We start from the raw sequence: 17093 nt of genomic DNA, 5'->3' as shown, positions 1-17093 counted from the left end.
ATAAGAGCCACAGTCTATGGGAAAACCATTTTGGAGAAGTGTCGAATACTTCTTCACCGGAAATTATTCCGCTGACGATGGAAATAACGACATTGTTGCCATCGGTTTTGGCGGCGAAATTCATGCTTATGGCGGAGATGATCATATTCATCTGGGGTCGATCGGAGCCACGGTATATACCGGTTCAGGTAACGATACGGTATCGGCGGGGGCCGGCTATCTAAAAGTTGAGGATACAACGGGGAACCTAAGCGTTCGAGGCGCTGCGGGTTATGCTGATATCAAGAAAAACGGAGACGGTAATCTCTCATTTTCAGGTGCTGCTGGTGGTGTAGACATTGGTCATGACGGCCAGCATGGCAACATCAGCTACGGAGGTGCTGCGGCTTACAACCACATTAAGCGTCAAGGGTCATCAGGCCATGTTTCTTTCCAAGGTGCTGGTGGCTACAACGCTATCTGGCATGAAACCAATCATGGAAACTTGAGTTTCGAAGGTGTAGGTGCGGGCAATAAAATCGATCGTACTTGGTTTAACCAGTATCAAGGATCTCAAGGTGATGTGCGTTTTGTCGGCGCGGGGGTTGCTAACAGTATTAGCTCACGTGTTGAAAGCGGTAACCTGCACTTTAGTGGAGCTGGTGCGGATAACCATTTGGTTCGCAAAGGCAAGGTTGGGGATATTACCCTAGAGGGTGCCGGGGCATCCAACCGAATTGAGCGTACGCACAATGCGGACGATGTGTATACCGAAACACGCGGTAATATTCGCTTCGAAGGTGTGGGTGGTTACAACAGCCTTTACTCTGATGTGGCACATGGTGATATTCACTTCTCGGGCGGCGGTGCTTATAACACCATTACTCGTAAAGGTAGTGGTGGCGACTTTGATGCTCAAGGTATGGAATATGCCAAAGCGGACGAGATCGTTCTCACTACCGCACAGATGCACGGTTTATCGATTGATAACGGCAACAAGTTCCATGCGGTCAACGCCGTAAAATCAGAACGAGAGCCCAATACCTATCTGTTCGCTATTGCAGATGGTAATTACACCAAAATCAACAAAATCCGTCTCTATAACGATGCCGAATCCGGCAAACTCAAGTACTACTCAGAGGCGTGGTTCAAGCAGGGTAATCACTTAACCGATCTTGCTCATTCCGATGTTTCTTTTTCAGGTGGCTTTGAGTCCAATCCAGTCAACGGTGGTTACACCCTTTCTAATATTGCCATTGAACATCAGCAATCAGTGACTGTTCATGCGGTTGAGAAAAGCTTGACTGAATATGAGTGGGTGACTTACGCCAATGGTGCGGTGATTGATGCGAAAGATGTGTCATTGTCGGATGCAAAAATGGGTGGTCACGCGATTTATGCTGATGGCACTAAGGTTGATGTCAAAGCGGTGAAATCAAACCGCAAACCCAACACTTATGTTTACGCTAAAATGCTGGGACAACACACGAAAATCGTTGTGGTTGAACTGGCTAACGATGCCGAAACTGGCGCGCTGAAATATCAAGCTCGCTCTTGGTATAAAGAAGGTGATCACACTGCCAATTTAGCTAACCAAGATATTTCGTCTGCGTATGGATATCACGCAATGGGCAAAGGGGGTTACTCGCTCAGCGACTTGCATTACAGCGTTAACGCGGTAAGAAGTACCAGCGAAACCGTGGCTGATATCGACGAATACACGGATCAAACCTTATTCAAACCCGTAAGCGATAGCGGCGAAAGCTCTGGCGATATTCATTTCAATGGTGTCGGTGGCGGTAACGTTATTAAATCCAACGTAACACGCGGTCATGTTTACTTTAACGGTGGCGGTCTTGCCAACGTGATCCTGCATAGCTCTCAGTTCGGTAACACTGAATTTAACGGTGCAGGCGCGGCTAACGTGATTGTCAAAAGTGGCGAAGAAGGGGATCTCACCTTCCGCGGCGCAGGTTTGGCAAACGTATTAGTGCACCAAAGTCAGCAAGGCAAGATGGATGTTTACGCGGGTGGTGCGTTGAACGTGCTGGTTCGTGTTGGTAACGGCGACTATCTGGCTCACTTATTGGCTTACGGCAACATCTCGGTACAGAAAGGCCAAGGCAATAGTCGAGTTACTCTACTGGGCGGCTATAACACGCACACGCAAATCGGTAGTGGTGATGCACTATGGCTAGCGGCTGGCGGTTTCAATGTCATGACGCAAGTCGGTCAAGGCGATGTGGCTTCGGTACTGGCTGGTGGCGCAAACGTACTGACCAAAATGGGTGATGGTGAACTCACGGCGGGCATGCTGGGTGGTGCGAACGTGATTACCCATATCAGCAGTGATGATCAATTATCGAATACCACGGCGGTGGCACTCGGCGGCGCAAACATTCTCACCAAAAAAGGCAAAGGCAACACCCTTGCTGTGATGGGTGGAGGCGCTAACGTACTCACCCATGTCGGTGATGGCACCACAACTGGTGTCATGGTAGGCGGCGCGAACATCCTAACGAAAGTCGGGAATGGCGACACGACAGGCATTATGCTTGGTGTTGGCAACGTGCTAACGCATGTTGGTGATGGCCAAACCCTTGGCGTAATGGGCGCCGCAGGCAACATCTTCACTAAAGTGGGCGATGGAACATCCATTTCAGTCATGATTGGTGCAGGCAATATCTTTACCCATGTGGGCGAAGGGAATGCTTGGGCACTGATGGGCGGCCTTGGTAACGTCTTTACCAAAGTGGGCAACGGTGATGCTCTCGCGTTAATGGTGGCCGAAGCTAACGTCTTCACCCATATCGGTGATGGCATGTCGGTGGCGCTTATGTTAGCCAAAGGCAACATAGCAACTAAAGTCGGTAATGGAACCACACTTGCGGCTATGGTGGGTAACGCTAATATCTTTACCCATGTAGGTAGTGGCAGCACGTTTGCTGCAATGATCGGTCAAGCCAACATCATGACCAAAGTGGGCGATGATCTCACCGCTGCGCTGATGGTCGGTAAAGCCAACATCTACACGCATGTCGGCGATGGAACTAGCTTAGGAATATTTGCGGGCGAAGTGAACGTGATGACTAAGGTTGGTAACGGCACAACCTTGGCTGCGATGTTCGGTAAAGCGAACATCATGACACACGTCGGGGATGGTCTAACGGGCGTGTTAGCACTGGGCGAAGCCAATATCGTCACCAAAGTGGGTGATGATTTCATGGGTGTTGTGGCCGCGGCGAAAGCCAACGTCGTGACTCATGTCGGTGATGCAACCACCGCCGCTGTATTGGCGGGTAAAGGCAATATCCTCACAAAAGTGGGCGAAGGCACCACGGTAGGGTTGTTGATTTCCGATATCGGCAACGTGATGACCCATGTCGGAGATGGCACGACCATTGGTATTGCCAAGGGCAAGGCAAACATTATTACCAAAGTCGGTGATGGCTTGGGTGTTAACGTGGCTTGGGGTCAAGCTAACGTGTTTACTCATGTAGGTGATGGAGATCGCTATAATTTTGCCAAAGGTGAAGCCAACGTCATCAGCAAAGTGGGCGATGGTCAAGAAGTCTCTGTCGTGCAAGGTCAAGCCAATATCATTACCCATGTGGGTGATGGTGATGATTATACCGGTGCTTGGGGCAAAGCCAACGTTATCACCAAAGTGGGTAATGGCCGAAATGTTGTGCTAGCCAAAGGTGAAGCCAACATCGTGACTCAAGTGGGTGATGGCGATAGCTTTAACGCACTTTGGAGTAAGGGCAACATCGTCACCAAAGTCGGTGATGGTATGCAGGTGACCGCCGCGAAAGGTAAAGCGAACGTAACGACTCGAGTGGGAGATGGCCTAAACGTCACCGCCGCTTATGGGGATGCCAATATTAACACCGTGGTTGGTGACGGTATTTCGGTCAATGTTGCCTGGGGCCAATACAACGTCAATACCAAAATCGGCGATGGTTTGAACGTCGCGGTCATGAAAGGTAAAGCCAACGCTAATATTCATGTTGGTGATGGTTTAGGGGTTAATGCTTCTTACGCTCAAAACAACGTGGCGATCAAAATCGGTAATGGTGATTTCTACAGTTTGGCGGTCGCGTCGAGCAACACCAGTAGCAACAAGCTCTCCGCCCTGTTTGATAACATCAAGCAAACCGTACTTGGTGTCGGTGGTAGCCAAGCAATCAACTACTTAGTGCAAGGCGATGAAGCATCATCATCCGGCACGCATAAAGGCCGTGGTGCGATTGCGACACCTGAAATCACCAAGCTGGATGGCTTCCAAATGGAGGCGATTGAAGAAGTGGGCTCTGATTTGGGAGACAGCCTAACAGGTAGTGTGACCAAGGTAGACGCACCTGATCTCAATCAAATGCAAAATGCGCTCAACGTTGACTCATCTCAGCAGTTCGCGCCTAACTTGATCGTCAATGGCGATTTTGAGCAGGGGGAGTACGGTTGGAGGGCCTCTAACGGTATTGAAGCAGGTTTTTCTGCCAACGGTTATGGCGTTGCAAGTGAAGGACACGGCAACCGAGTCAGTGAGCTTGACACCTACATCAACACGACCATTTTTCAAGATCTGAATGATCTCAATCATGGCGAAGTTATTACGCTGAGCTTTGATTTTGCAAAACGTGCAGGCATTTCTAATAACGAAGGCATTGACGTTCTCTGGAACGGCGAAGTGGTTTTCTCATCGTCTGGTGATGAATCTGCTTGGCAGAAAAAAACCTTAAAACTGACCGCTCAAGCTGGCAGTAACCGTATCGAATTCAAAGGCACAGGCCACGATGATGGGTTGGGCTATATCTTAGATAACGTAGTGGCGAAATTAGAAACGCCACAGCAAACTAATGCGGTGAGTGAGCATGCAACGCAAAATCAAGCGTCGCAGAATGCTCTATCAGACAAAGAGCGCGCAGAAGCGGATCGCCAGCGTCTAGAACAAGAAAAGCAGAAACAGCTCGATGCTGTCGCAGGTTCGCAAAGCCAGCTGGAATCTACCGACCAACAAGCCTTGGAAAATAATGGTCAAGCTCAACGTGATGTGGTGAAAGAAGAGTCGGAAGCCGTGACGGCTGAGTTGACCGAACTGGCACAAGGTCTCGATGTGCTCGATGACAAAGCCACGCATACGGGTGAGTCGGGCGACCAATGGCGCAACGATTTTGCCGGTGGCTTGCTTGATGGTGTTCAAACCCAATTGGACAACGCAAAACAGGTTTCTGGTGAGCAGATTGCTGCCGCGAAACAGACGCACGCGGACAATCAAAACAAAGTCAAAGATTCGGTTGCACAATCGGAAGCAGGCGTCGCAAAAGGTGAGCAAAACCTGGCGGGTGCAGAGCAAGGCATTGCTGATGCTAAAACTGATGCTGAAAAACGTAAAGCTGATGCTTTGGCAAAAGGCAATGACGCGAAACAAGCCGAATCTGACGCACACAGCGCAGCAAACGACGCGCAATCGCGTGGTGATCGCGATGCGATGAACGCGGAACATAAAGCCAACCAAGTGCAGAATGATGCGAAAGGGGCTAAGCAAAACGAAAGCGATCGACCTGATCGTCAAGGTGTTGTGGGCAGCGGCCTTGCGGGTCAAGCACATAGCGTCGAAGCCGCTGGTGTTGCGGGCCGCCATATCAACGCTGACAGTCAAACAAACGCTGATGGCCGCTTTAGCGAGGGCTTGAGCGAGCAAGAGCTAGAAGCCTTAGAAGGTGCGACCAATGCAGTCAACCGCCTGCAAATTAACGCAGGAATTCGAGCGAAAAATACGGGTAGTTCTGTCACTTCGATGTTCACTGAGACAAACGCCGACAGCATTGTTGTGCCAACAACGGCCTCTCAGGATGTGAGCCGAAAAGAGATTCACATTTCAGGGGTGAACCTAGAAGGTCTTGGTGAGGCATCCAGTGATATAGCATTGGGTGGTAACGCCATCGACAACATGTTGCGTGAATCTCTACCATTCTATTCACTTCGTACTGAGCGCAATCTCTTGGTGCAAGAAGGGGATGAAGGCTTTGAAGTGCGTGCTTGGCCTGGCACAGATGACAATAGCAAGACCATTGTTCTTGATGATCCAGAAGATGCGGCTCAACAAAAAGCCATTGAGCGTTTCATTTTGGCCAACTTCGATAATTTTGAACAAATGCCCGATGAGCTCTTTTTGGTGGATAACAAGGTTATCTCACATCATGAGGGTCGCACGCGTGTTTTGGCACAAAAAGAAGAGGGCGCTTGGAAGTACAACACCAAAGCAGAATTGATATCTGTCACCGAATTACTCGATGCTGCCAGTGTTACAGGGAAGATCCGTGGTGAAAGTTACCAACAAGTGATTGATGCTCTGGCTGAGTATCATTTGAGTACGGTTGAACATGCAGACTACGAACAGGAGTCAATGGAAAAGCTGGTTAACCTACATAAACAGATTGAAGGTTATGTACTTGGTCACCCAGATTCTGGCCGCATTGAAGCAATGAGTTCACTGTTAAATCAGGTGAATACACGTTTAGAAGAAGTCTCTACTCTGGCGGTATCAGAACAAAATATCAAAGCGCAAGACAGCTTTAGCCGATTATATGGCCAGCTTGAAAATGCCAACTTGAAAGAGAGTAAGCATTTGTATCTTGATGGCAATGGTGACTTCGTTACTAAGGGCAAAGGAAATCTTGCCAATATCGATCAGCTAGGCGGCAGCGAAGCTGTGCTTGAAAAAGTGAAATCGACAGTAAGTAACGAGTATGGCCAAACCGTTGCGGATACAATCTTTGCTGGATTATCTGTCAAAGAGCTTGCCAAAGATGGCAAAGGTATTGATATCGCTGGGCTTAAAAAAGTGCATTTAGCGATTGAACAACACTTGTCACCCGTCAGTGCAACACTATTTCTTTGGAAACCGAGTGATCATAGTGCCCTTGGACATGCAGCTCTGCAAATTGGCCAGGGACGTAATCAAATCAGTGCAGATCAAGCACAAGCTTATAATCAGAGCAATTATGTAAGCTGGTGGCCAATGGGTAGTAAGTCATCTAGCGTAAATCGTCTATTTGATGTTTCATCAGAATCTCACCCAGATCTTAAACTGCGCTGGAAAGATTTTAGTCAGCCAGCCGCGCAAGGTGAATCTCTAGTATTTGATATGCAGTCGGAAGAAAATGATGATTTCGGGTTAAAAAGTTCTGAAGATAAATTGAAGTCTTTTATCAAGCAATTGGCTTTAGCCTCTGGTGTTGATGAAAAATTTAAAGATATCTCTGAAACGTTTACCATGATGGTATTAATGAACCCGGATCTTCTGGAATCGGCCAATATTCCTGAGCATATTTCTAAACCGTTTGTTGACCAATGGAATGACACCAGTTACGACATGCAAGATGTGGCGCATCGTTTTGCGAAAGAGCTACAAGAGCAAGCGAAAATTGCGGTTAACTCGGAACAAATGGAGCACCAGATAGCCGAGGTCGTTCGTCAGTTTGCACAAGATGAATTGGGTAAAATTCAGGCTTTTAAAGAGATGCAGTCTGACCAAGGCCGTGTATTCCGCATTAACCTTGAAGGCCTTGATGTGGCTGCGATGCAAGATGAATGGAATCGCCTCAGTAACGACCCGGATGCGCGTTATCAACTGCTCACCAAAAACTGCTCTAGTACGGTCGCCAAAGTGTTGAAAGCCGGCGGGGCGGATAAATTAATTGGTCACACATGGCTGCCTAAATTTGGTGTTTGGACACCGACAGAGCTGTTTAACTTTGCTCAAGATTTGCAAAAAGCTCAATTGGTAAGTAATGCGAAGAAAGATAAGCAATATCTTGACTCAGATTCTCACCAATCAGCTGAACGCGCTTTAGAAAGCCTCGGCGAAGGTAAGCAAACAACGCTCGATTTATCATCGGTGTCTACTAAAGACGAACTGAAAAATGAAGCGAAAGTCTTTGCTAAACCTATTGGTGAATCTTATCAAAAGATCTTAGACCAATTGGATTTACTGCATACCACGCAAGGTGATAAGCAAATAGAAGCAGCATTAAGAGTTAATAACTTAATTGATGACTATGTATCACACCATGAAAAATCAGGTCGTAATACCGCTTTGCTGAGCCTCAAAAATCGCGTGAGTGAAAGCCTTTATAATAACGTTGCGCAAGAAACGAGAGTCGAAATCGCAAAATTGTCTGCTACTCGCATTGATTTAGCGGCGGATCTATTGCATCGACTGCGTTCTAGCACCAACAAGGTGTCTTCCGTTGTTGATATTAAACATCTTGCCGATGGAACAAAATACAGCAGCCAAGAGAGCTTAGCTGTGCTTTCGGAACAAGAGGTTCCTTTTAATAAAGAGCTGCAAGACCAACAACTAGTACAAGGAAGAGAGACCGGTGAAGCGGTAGTTAATAACGTACAACTGTCGGATGACGAGATAAAAGGGATTAAATGGTATACCAGTGAAGGTTTCCAATATGTAAATGAAGCTTTAAGAAAAGAAGAGAAGCTGACCTATTTTGTCAAAGACAATGCTGTTAATGCTGTTAAAGGTTTAAATAAACTTGAGACATTTGAAGGTACCGTTTATAGAGCTTTCATGCCAGGAGTAAGCTTGAACGATCTTGCTTCACAAGTGACTCCTGGCCAGTTATTTAGCGATCAAGGTTTTACCTCTACATCAACCAGTATTGAATTGGCTAAAAGTTTCCGAGGTGGGAAAGACACAGTTATTCTGACCATTCTTGATGCCAAAGGAACTAACGTTGCTGGGCTTGCGCAGTTAAATCAAGCGGAAGTCTTACTCAAACCAGGTGCTCATCTACGCATTGAAGCGGTGAAAGAAACGGATCAAAATTTACACATCGTTGCTAAGCACACTGAAGAATTTCATGCGGGTGAAACGGTACGTAATTTATTTGATGGTAAAACGATAGGCATAGCCATCAACCGAAACACTTCAACTATTAATGAAAGTGTAATTACTTCGTTTGATCATGATGAAATCACCACATTATTGAAAAACAAACCTGTATTGGATAATGCGGATACGATATCAAACGCAGATTCTCGCCATAAGAATTATCAATCCCGAGATTTAGTTCTCGAGCCAATCGTGCAACCAGAAACCATCGAGCTTGGTATGCCTGATATCGATCAGAAAATATTGGCGGAGGTTGCTGAGCGTGAAAATGTCATTATCGGTGTTCGACCAGTTGATGAGAAGTCGAAGTCACTGATTGATTCTAAGCTCTATAGCAGTAAAGGTTTATTCGTTAAGGCGAAAAGCTCTGATTGGGGGCCAATGTCTGGTTTTATTCCTGTAGATCAGTCATTTGCCAAAGCATCTGCGAGAAGAGATCTCAATAAATTTAACGGCTATGCCGAACAATCCATTGAGTCTGGTAATGCGGTAAGTGCCGATTTGTATCTGAATCAGGTTCGAATGGATGAGTTGGTGTCTAAATATCAGTCACTGACAGCTCTTGAGTTTGATGCAGAAAGCGGTATGTACAAAACAACGGCAACCAATGGTGATCAAACAGTCACTTTCTTCCTGAATAAAGTGACTGTTGAGAGTAAAGATCTGTGGCAGGTTCATTACATGAAAGATGGCGAGCTAGCGCCGTTCAAAGTGATTGGTGATCCTGTATCTAAACAGCCGATGACAGCAGACTATGATTTGTTGACGGTGATGTATTCCTACGCTGATCTAGGGCCGCAAGATAAGGTCAAGCAACCATTAACTTGGGAACAGTGGAAAGAGTCTGTTACTTACGAAGACTTAACGCCTAAGTATCAAGAGCTATACGACAGTGAGGTGCTTTATAACAAGAAGGATGGGGCGAGCCTTGGCGTTGTGAGCGATCGCTTAAAAACGCTGAAAGATGTGATCAATACCAGCTTGGGCAGAACCGATGGCCTAGAGATGGTGCATCATGGTGCAGACGACGCAAACCCTTATGCGGTAATGGCGGACAATTTCCCTGCGACTTTCTTTGTACCTAAAAGCTTCTTTATGGAAGATGGTTTAGGCGAAGGAAAGGGCTCTATCCAAACGTATTTCAATGTGAATGAGCAAGGTGCGGTGGTGATTCGTGATCCGCAGGAGTTTTCTAATTTCCAGCAGGTAGCGATTAATGTCAGTTACCGAGCATCACTCAATGATAAGTGGAATGCTGGCCTTGATGACCAACTCTTTACACCAAAACGTAAATTGTCTCATGAGTTCTTAGATGTGAGAGATGAACTCGCTCATAAATTGAAAGCAAAAGTTGTTGATTTTGAAAAAGAAGTTCAACTGGATAGACTCGGTGATCATCAAGTCGATAGCACTGTATCAACGTTATCAGTGATGGCTTTAGACAATCAAAACGTCGACGATTGGAGTCAGATAGCGGTTGTGCCTAAAGATGACGGCGGTGAAACGCGCTTTGACGGCCAAGTGATTGTTCAAATGGAAAACGATTCAGTAGTTGCAAAAGCGGCGGCAAATCTAGCTGGCAAGCATCCTGAAAACAGTGTGGTCGTTCAGCTAGATTCTGAGGGGAATTATCGCGTGGTGTATGGTGACCCATCGAAATTGGATGGAAAGCTACGCTGGCAATTGGTTGGCCATGGGCGTGATGATTCAGAACACAACAACAGTCGCTTAAGTGGCTACAGTGCCGATGAACTTGCAGTGAAATTGGCCAAGTTCCAGCAGGCATTCGGCCAAGCGGAAAACATCAGCAACAAGCCTGGCCATATCAGTATTGTCGGTTGCTCTTTAGTGAGTGATGACAAGCAAAAAGGCTTTGGCCATCAATTTATCAATGCCATGGATGCCAATGGTCTTCGCGTGGATGTGTCTGTTCGCAACTCTGATGTAGCGGTAGACACAACAGGGCGCAAACATACTCAAGATGCCAATGGAAATTGGGTAAAAAAGGCTGCAAACAATAAAGTCTCACTGACTTGGAATACGCAAGGCGAAGTTACCGCACGTGACGAGATCATTCGTAACGGTGTGGCGGAAGGGGATATCCATCTTTCTCGTGTTGGTGCGAGTGAGGTTAATGAGCCAGCACGTGGTGCCATCGGCGACAACAGTGAGGTGTTTGAAGCACCTGAAAAGCGTAAACCGGAAACGGATACTACGGCATCGGCGGGCAGTGACAATAAGCTCAGTTACTCGGGCAATATTCAGGTCAACGTCGGTGATGGTGAGTTCACCGCAGTTAACTGGGGTACGTCAAATGTTGGTATTAAAGTGGGTACGGGAGGCTTTAAGTCGCTGGCCTTTGGTGACAACAATGTCATGGTTCATATTGGTAATGGTGACAGCAAACATAGTGTCGACATCGCTGGTTATCAGGCGCTTGAAGGTGCTCAAATGTTTATGGGTAACCGCAACGTAAGTTTCAATATGGGTCGCAGTAATGACCTTATCGTGATGATGGATAAGTCGATCCCGACACCTCCACTGGTCAATCCATTTGATGGTGCATCACGTATTTCAGGAGTATTACAAAGCATCGCACAATCAGGAAAGGGTGCCGATTGGTTAGCGGCTCAAGAACAGCAGTGGACACTCTCTGGTGCGAAAAAATTTGTTAAAGAGATGTCCGGTCTCGATCAAACCAGCAGTGTTGACTACACCAGTTTGGTTGATTTGGACTCTCAGAATGAGCGCAGCAGCCGCGGCTTGAAGTCTGACGCTGAAGCAACGTTGAATAAAAAGTACAACCAGTGGCTAAGTGGCAATAGTAATAATGATACTGGCAAGATGAGCCGCGCGGATAAGTTCCGTCAAATGAACGAGAAGTTGGCCTTTAACTTCGCGGTCGGTGGCCAAGGAGCCGATATTCAGGTCACCACGGGCAACTGGAACTTTATGTTCGGAGACAACATCCAAGCGATTTTGGATACCAATCTCGGTTCATTGTTTGGCGTGTTGACCCAGCAATTCTCAGCAACGGGAATGGCTCAAACGACCTTTACCTATAATCCGCAAGACTTGCCTCGTCAGCTTAAGAATAAGCTGCTGGGTAAATTTGCTGAGGTCGGTGCAGAGACGACTTTAGGTGATATCTTCGGTGTCAATTACACCGCTGATGGCAAAATAGTCTCTCGTACTGATGAAGCGGTAGATGGCGTTGCCATTTTAAAAGAGATGCTAGAAGTGATTGGCGAGTTTGGTGGTGAGCAGCTCAGCGCATTTACTGACCCAGAAAAATTGCTAGATAGCCTCAAAGCGGGAATCGGTATGGGGGCTGATGGTCTTCAATCCTTTGCTGAAAGTCATGGACTGAAAGAGAAAGCACCAGAGGAAAACGATACAGCGCAAGTGACTCTCAATGGCGCGCCTGCGGCAACGGAAAACGTATCAGCCACTGTTGAAGAAACCAAACCAGAGCGCGCATTTGGTTTTAATGCGCTCAATTTGCCCAATTTATTTGCCACCATGTTTAGCAAAGATAAGCAGGCAGAGATGGCATCATTGGTCAGTAATCTGAAGCAGAATCTCACCGCCGATTTGCTCAATATGAAGGATAAAACGTTTGATTTCCTTCGTAACAGTGGGCATTTGCAAGGGGATGGCGATATGAACGTTTCTCTGGGCAATTACAACTTCAACTGGGGTGGTGACGGTAAAGATCTCGGCGCTTATCTAGGCGACAATAATAACTTCTGGGGAGGACGTGGAGACGATGTGTTCTACGCAACGGGAGTCTCCAATATTTTCACTGGCGGTGAAGGCCACGATATGGGCGTTTTAATGGGTCGCGAGAACATGATGTTCGGCGGTGATGGTAATGATACGGCAGTTGTGGCCGGACGCATTAACCACGTCTTTATGGGCGCGGGTGATGATCAATCCTTTGTCTTTGGCGAAGGTGGTGAGATCACCATGGGGTCAGGTAATGACTATGCGGTCACTTCAGGTAACTTCAACCGTGTGGACATGGGAGACGATCAAGACTTTTCTGTAACCATCGGTAATAACAACCAACTTGATCTTGGTGCAGGCAATGACTTTGCGAGAGTCTTTGGCAATCACAACCGAATTGATGCTGGCCAAGGAAACGATGAAGTCAAACTGATGGGTTACCATGCTTCGATTAATGCTGGCGAGGGCGAGGATTACTTAATTGCCGCCGCCATCTCAAAATTCAGCACATTAAACGGTGGTGAAGGTAACGATGTCATGGTGCTTGGGGGTTACCAAAATACGTTCAAAGGCGGTGCTGGCGTAGATAGTTTTGTGGTCAGTGGTGAGGTGATCGATAACGTGGTTGAAGATATTCGCCAAGGTGAAAACATCATCTTCAACGGTATTGATTGGAACCGTTTATGGTTTGAGCGTAGTGGTTATGATCTGAAAATCTCTATGGCACGCCATACTGATACCTCTTCCGATCAAACGCTATTTGATGCGTTAGGTTGTGTTACTTTCAATGATTATTTTGCAAATAATCGAGCCAAACTTATTATCGGTTTAGGTGAAAAAGACGCTCAAGGCGAGCAGGAATATACCTGCTTGACTGATAATGCGTTAGACAATCTCATTCAAGCGATGAGTTCCTTCGCGCCTAAGGTGGGAGAAAGCAACTTTATGGATGGATTAGCTTCTCAGCCTCAGCAAGCGATTATGGCCGCATGGTCGGATGTGAATACCGGGAAGTTTAGCTTGTCGTAATCATGTCTTTCTCGGGTTAAAACCAGCCTTTGTGGGCGTGTCTGTTTGACAATAGCGCCCATATAAACCTAAAAACGCCTCCTGATTTTATAGAAAACAGGGGGTGTTTTTTTAGGCTCAAATAGGCAAAACCTAGCCGATACTAGCGAATACGAGTAAACTCTTCTCTTTTCATGGAAGAGCCCAGAAGCAATGTTAAAACAAGATCATAGCCAAGCGATACAACAAAGAATCGATCAAAAAACCAAACCGTTAGGAGCGCTGGGCCAACTTGAGTCATTAGCACACCAGCTCGCCTTAATCCAAAGTCAAAATCAGCCTCAGCCCACTCAGCAGATCACCATTCATAAGCCTACAGTATTGGTCTTTGCTGGCGATCACGGCATTGCAGATGAAGGCATTAGCATTGCGCCAAGCGCGGTGACTCAGCAAATGGTGCTTAACTTTCTGGCGGGTGGTGCGGCCATCAACTGTTTTTGTCGCAGCAATCAAGTCGAGATGAAAGTAATAGATTGCGGGATTTTACTCCCTGTAGAAAGCGACAATCCGCACTTTCTTGTGCAGCGCTTAGGTAGCCGAACGGAGAACTTTGCTCGCCAAGCGGCGATGTCTGTAGAGCAAGTGAAGCAAGGGCTACTGCTAGGCAATCAGGCCGTGCAGCAGGTGATTCGTGCGGGGTCCAATATAGTGATGTTTGGTGAAATGGGCATTGGCAATACCAGTAGCGCTTCTGCGATATTAGCGGCGCTTTCTAAACATTCTGTTGAACAGTGCGTTGGTTACGGCACTGGCATTTCAACACAGCAATATCAGAAAAAAGTAGAGCTGGTGAAGCAAGGCGTAACACGTTGCCGTGGTTTGGATCCAGAAACGGTCCTTGCGGAAGTAGGCGGCTTTGAAATTGTGCAAATGGTCGGAGCATTTTTAGGCGCTTACCAGCAGCAAACGCCGATTCTGGTGGATGGATTTATCGTCACGGTAGCCGCGTATGTGGCCACACTTATTGAACCAGATTGCCGCGAGTTGATGATTTTTGCTCATCAGTCCCATGAATCGGGCCATCAACGCGTACTGGAACTGTTAAACGCGACACCACTGCTTAATTTAGGGTTGAGATTGGGTGAGGGAACGGGTGCTGTATTAGCCGTACCTTTGGTCAAAGCGGCCGCCGAGTTCTACAACACCATGGCCAGTTTTGCCGACGCAGGAGTGATAGTGTAATGCTGCGCGCTTTCGCTTATCAATTAGAGCTATTCTGGTTGGCGCTGAGTTTTTTCTCGCGCCTTCCTATTCCTAACAATACGCCCTATTGCAGTGAACGAATGAACCGATCTGGGCGCTATTTTTCCTTGGTTGGTCTATTACTCGGCGCGATCTGCGGTGCCATCTACAGTGTGCTGATCCTGATTTTACCAAACGAGGTAAGCATCGCACTGACGATGGTGGCCAGTTTGCTATTAACAGGGGCGTTTCATGAAGATGGCTTAACTGACATGGCGGACGGCATTGGCGGAGGAATGACGGCTGAGCGCCGTTTGAGCATCATGAAAGATAGCCGCATTGGCACTTATGGTGCGGCCAGTTTAGTGATGGCGCTACTGTGTAAGTTTCTCTTTTTAGAGGCGCTACTTGGTTATGGCAACGTATTGATGGTGTGGGTGCTAGGCTACAGTTTTAGCCGTGCGATAGCGGCATCGTTGATTTTCGACATGCCGTATGTGAGCGATCTCGATAGCAGCAAAAGTAAGCCGCTAGCCAATAAACAAACCCTTCCAGAGCTCATTTTTCTACTGCTGTGCGGCTTAGCGCCTGCGTTATGGTTTGGTTGGCAGGTAAGCTTAAGTTTGGTATTGGTTGCTGTAGTTTTTCGTATTTTCTTCAAAGCTTGGTTGATGGCGCGTATTGGTGGCTTCACTGGAGATTGCCTTGGCGCTGCACAACAGATTATGGAACTGCTGATCTATCTGCTGCTTATTGTATTCGCTGGGTTGGGTTATTTGAGCATGGGACTGATTGAATAATGGTGCATTTGATTTTGGGTGGTGCGCGTAGCGGTAAGTCTTGTTTCGCTGAACAGGCCGCAAAGCAAGAACACCAAGCGCTGTTAATGCGGCTGCCGCAGGCTCAGCTTAACTATGTTGCCACCGCGATTGCGTTTGATGATGAAATGCAGGCAAGGATTGCTCACCATCAGCAGCAAAGAACGTCGGAATGGCAAGAGCACGAATGCCCTGAACAACTGCCTGAGTTAATTGCCACTTTTTCGGCACATGATGTGGTATTGGTGGACTGCTTAACGCTGTGGCTGAATAACGTTATCTATAACCATGGCCAGCAAGCTCACGAAGCGGAGATAAAAAAGCGAGTCGAGCAACTCTGTTTTGCCGTTGAGCAAACGCCCGCCACTTTGGTTATCGTCGCTAACGAAGTGGGCCTTGGCGTGATCCCGATGGGGGAGGTTTCGCGCTTATTTGTCGATAACGCGGGCTGGCTTAACCAAGCGCTAGCCAAGTTAGCAACCCGAGTGAGCTTTATTGCGGCGGGCTTACCGATTGTTTTAAAAGACATCGTTTTAAAAGACACTGCTCTAAACGACATCGCTTTAAAAGGCTCACAATGATCAATCTCTATTTGATGCGCCACGGTAAAACCGTCGGTCGGCCTGCGCTCAATGGTAAAACAGATGTGCTCGTTGAAGCGCATCGGCAAGAGCAGATCGCTCACACTTTGCTGAGATCCCCTTACTCCTTCTCAAACATCATTACTTCGCCGCTACGCCGTTGCTGTGATTTAGCGCAGCAACTGGTTTTACAGCAGCCGAAATTGGATTACCAAATTGAGCCTGATTTCCAAGAGATGGATTTTGGTGACGTCGATGGCGTGGCCTTTGATGAACTGCAATCGATGTGGCCAGTAGTGGAAACTTTGTGGACCAATCCGGCCCAACATAAACTACCGAATGCAGAAAACTTGGCCGATTTTCATCAGCGTGTAACTCGTGCTTGGGAGGCTCAGATTAAAGAGATCAAGCAAGACACTTTAATCATCGCTCATGGTGGAACAATCAGAATGATACTTGCCAATGTTCTAGGCACTGATTGGCAAAACCGCCATTGGTATAGTGTGTTGAATATCGACTATCAATCATTAACTCATATCCAAATAGGAAAAGATAACGCTGAGAATGTGAGTGTGAAGAGCATCGGAATTCAAATTTAGCACCGGGTGAGCATGCAGTAGAGTATGGAGTAACTATCAGATTTAATGATAGAATTCCCGGCAATTAACGCAGGCCTCTGGTTAAGCGTATTTTTGTATAAGGTATTGAGACGATCGTTGATGAGTTAAGTTTACCCTTATCCATCTTGATAAGTGGGATCGCCTCAACATAAATTACTTCTACAATTCATTAACATACCGCTGTGCAATAAAGGAGTAACGC

General features: G+C 47.0%; 5 protein-coding genes. All 5 read left to right on the top strand.

Translation table 11 applies throughout. From position 1 onward, the window contains the following. The first annotated feature begins 16 nt into the window (after positions 1-16). The 5 genes from rtxA to AACT18_RS05340 all read left to right on the top strand — a co-directional run bounded on the left by rtxA (position 17) and on the right by AACT18_RS05340 (position 16870). The gene (gene rtxA, locus AACT18_RS05360) at positions 17-13651 is read left to right on the top strand and encodes an MARTX multifunctional-autoprocessing repeats-in-toxin holotoxin RtxA (protein ID WP_094124609.1); all 13635 of its coding nucleotides are present in this window, start codon (positions 17-19) and stop codon (positions 13649-13651) included. A gap of 192 nt (positions 13652-13843) precedes the next feature. Then, a complete protein-coding gene (cobT, locus tag AACT18_RS05355; protein WP_094124610.1) occupies positions 13844-14872 on the top strand; it encodes a nicotinate-nucleotide--dimethylbenzimidazole phosphoribosyltransferase in 1029 nt (342 codons plus the stop codon). Continuing rightward, positions 14872-15672 (top strand): adenosylcobinamide-GDP ribazoletransferase, encoded by an 801-nt coding sequence (locus AACT18_RS05350; RefSeq protein ID WP_094124611.1) that lies wholly within the window; start codon positions 14872-14874, stop codon positions 15670-15672. Before cobT ends, AACT18_RS05350 begins: the two co-directional genes overlap by 1 nt. Next, positions 15672-16271: a bifunctional adenosylcobinamide kinase/adenosylcobinamide-phosphate guanylyltransferase gene (gene cobU / locus AACT18_RS05345; protein ID WP_088732563.1), complete on the top strand. Its 600-nt coding sequence runs from the start codon at positions 15672-15674 to the stop codon at positions 16269-16271. Before AACT18_RS05350 ends, cobU begins: the two co-directional genes overlap by 1 nt. Next, the gene (locus AACT18_RS05340) at positions 16268-16870 is read left to right on the top strand and encodes a histidine phosphatase family protein (protein WP_094124612.1); all 603 of its coding nucleotides are present in this window, start codon (positions 16268-16270) and stop codon (positions 16868-16870) included. Before cobU ends, AACT18_RS05340 begins: the two co-directional genes overlap by 4 nt. The last annotated feature ends 223 nt before the right edge of the window (positions 16871-17093 follow it).

Origin of the sequence: Vibrio sp. V04_P4A5T148 (genome assembly GCF_963875605.1) — a bacterium.
GTDB lineage: Bacteria > Pseudomonadota > Gammaproteobacteria > Enterobacterales > Vibrionaceae > Vibrio > Vibrio anguillarum.
This window is presented reverse-complemented; position numbering and strand designations above follow the sequence as displayed.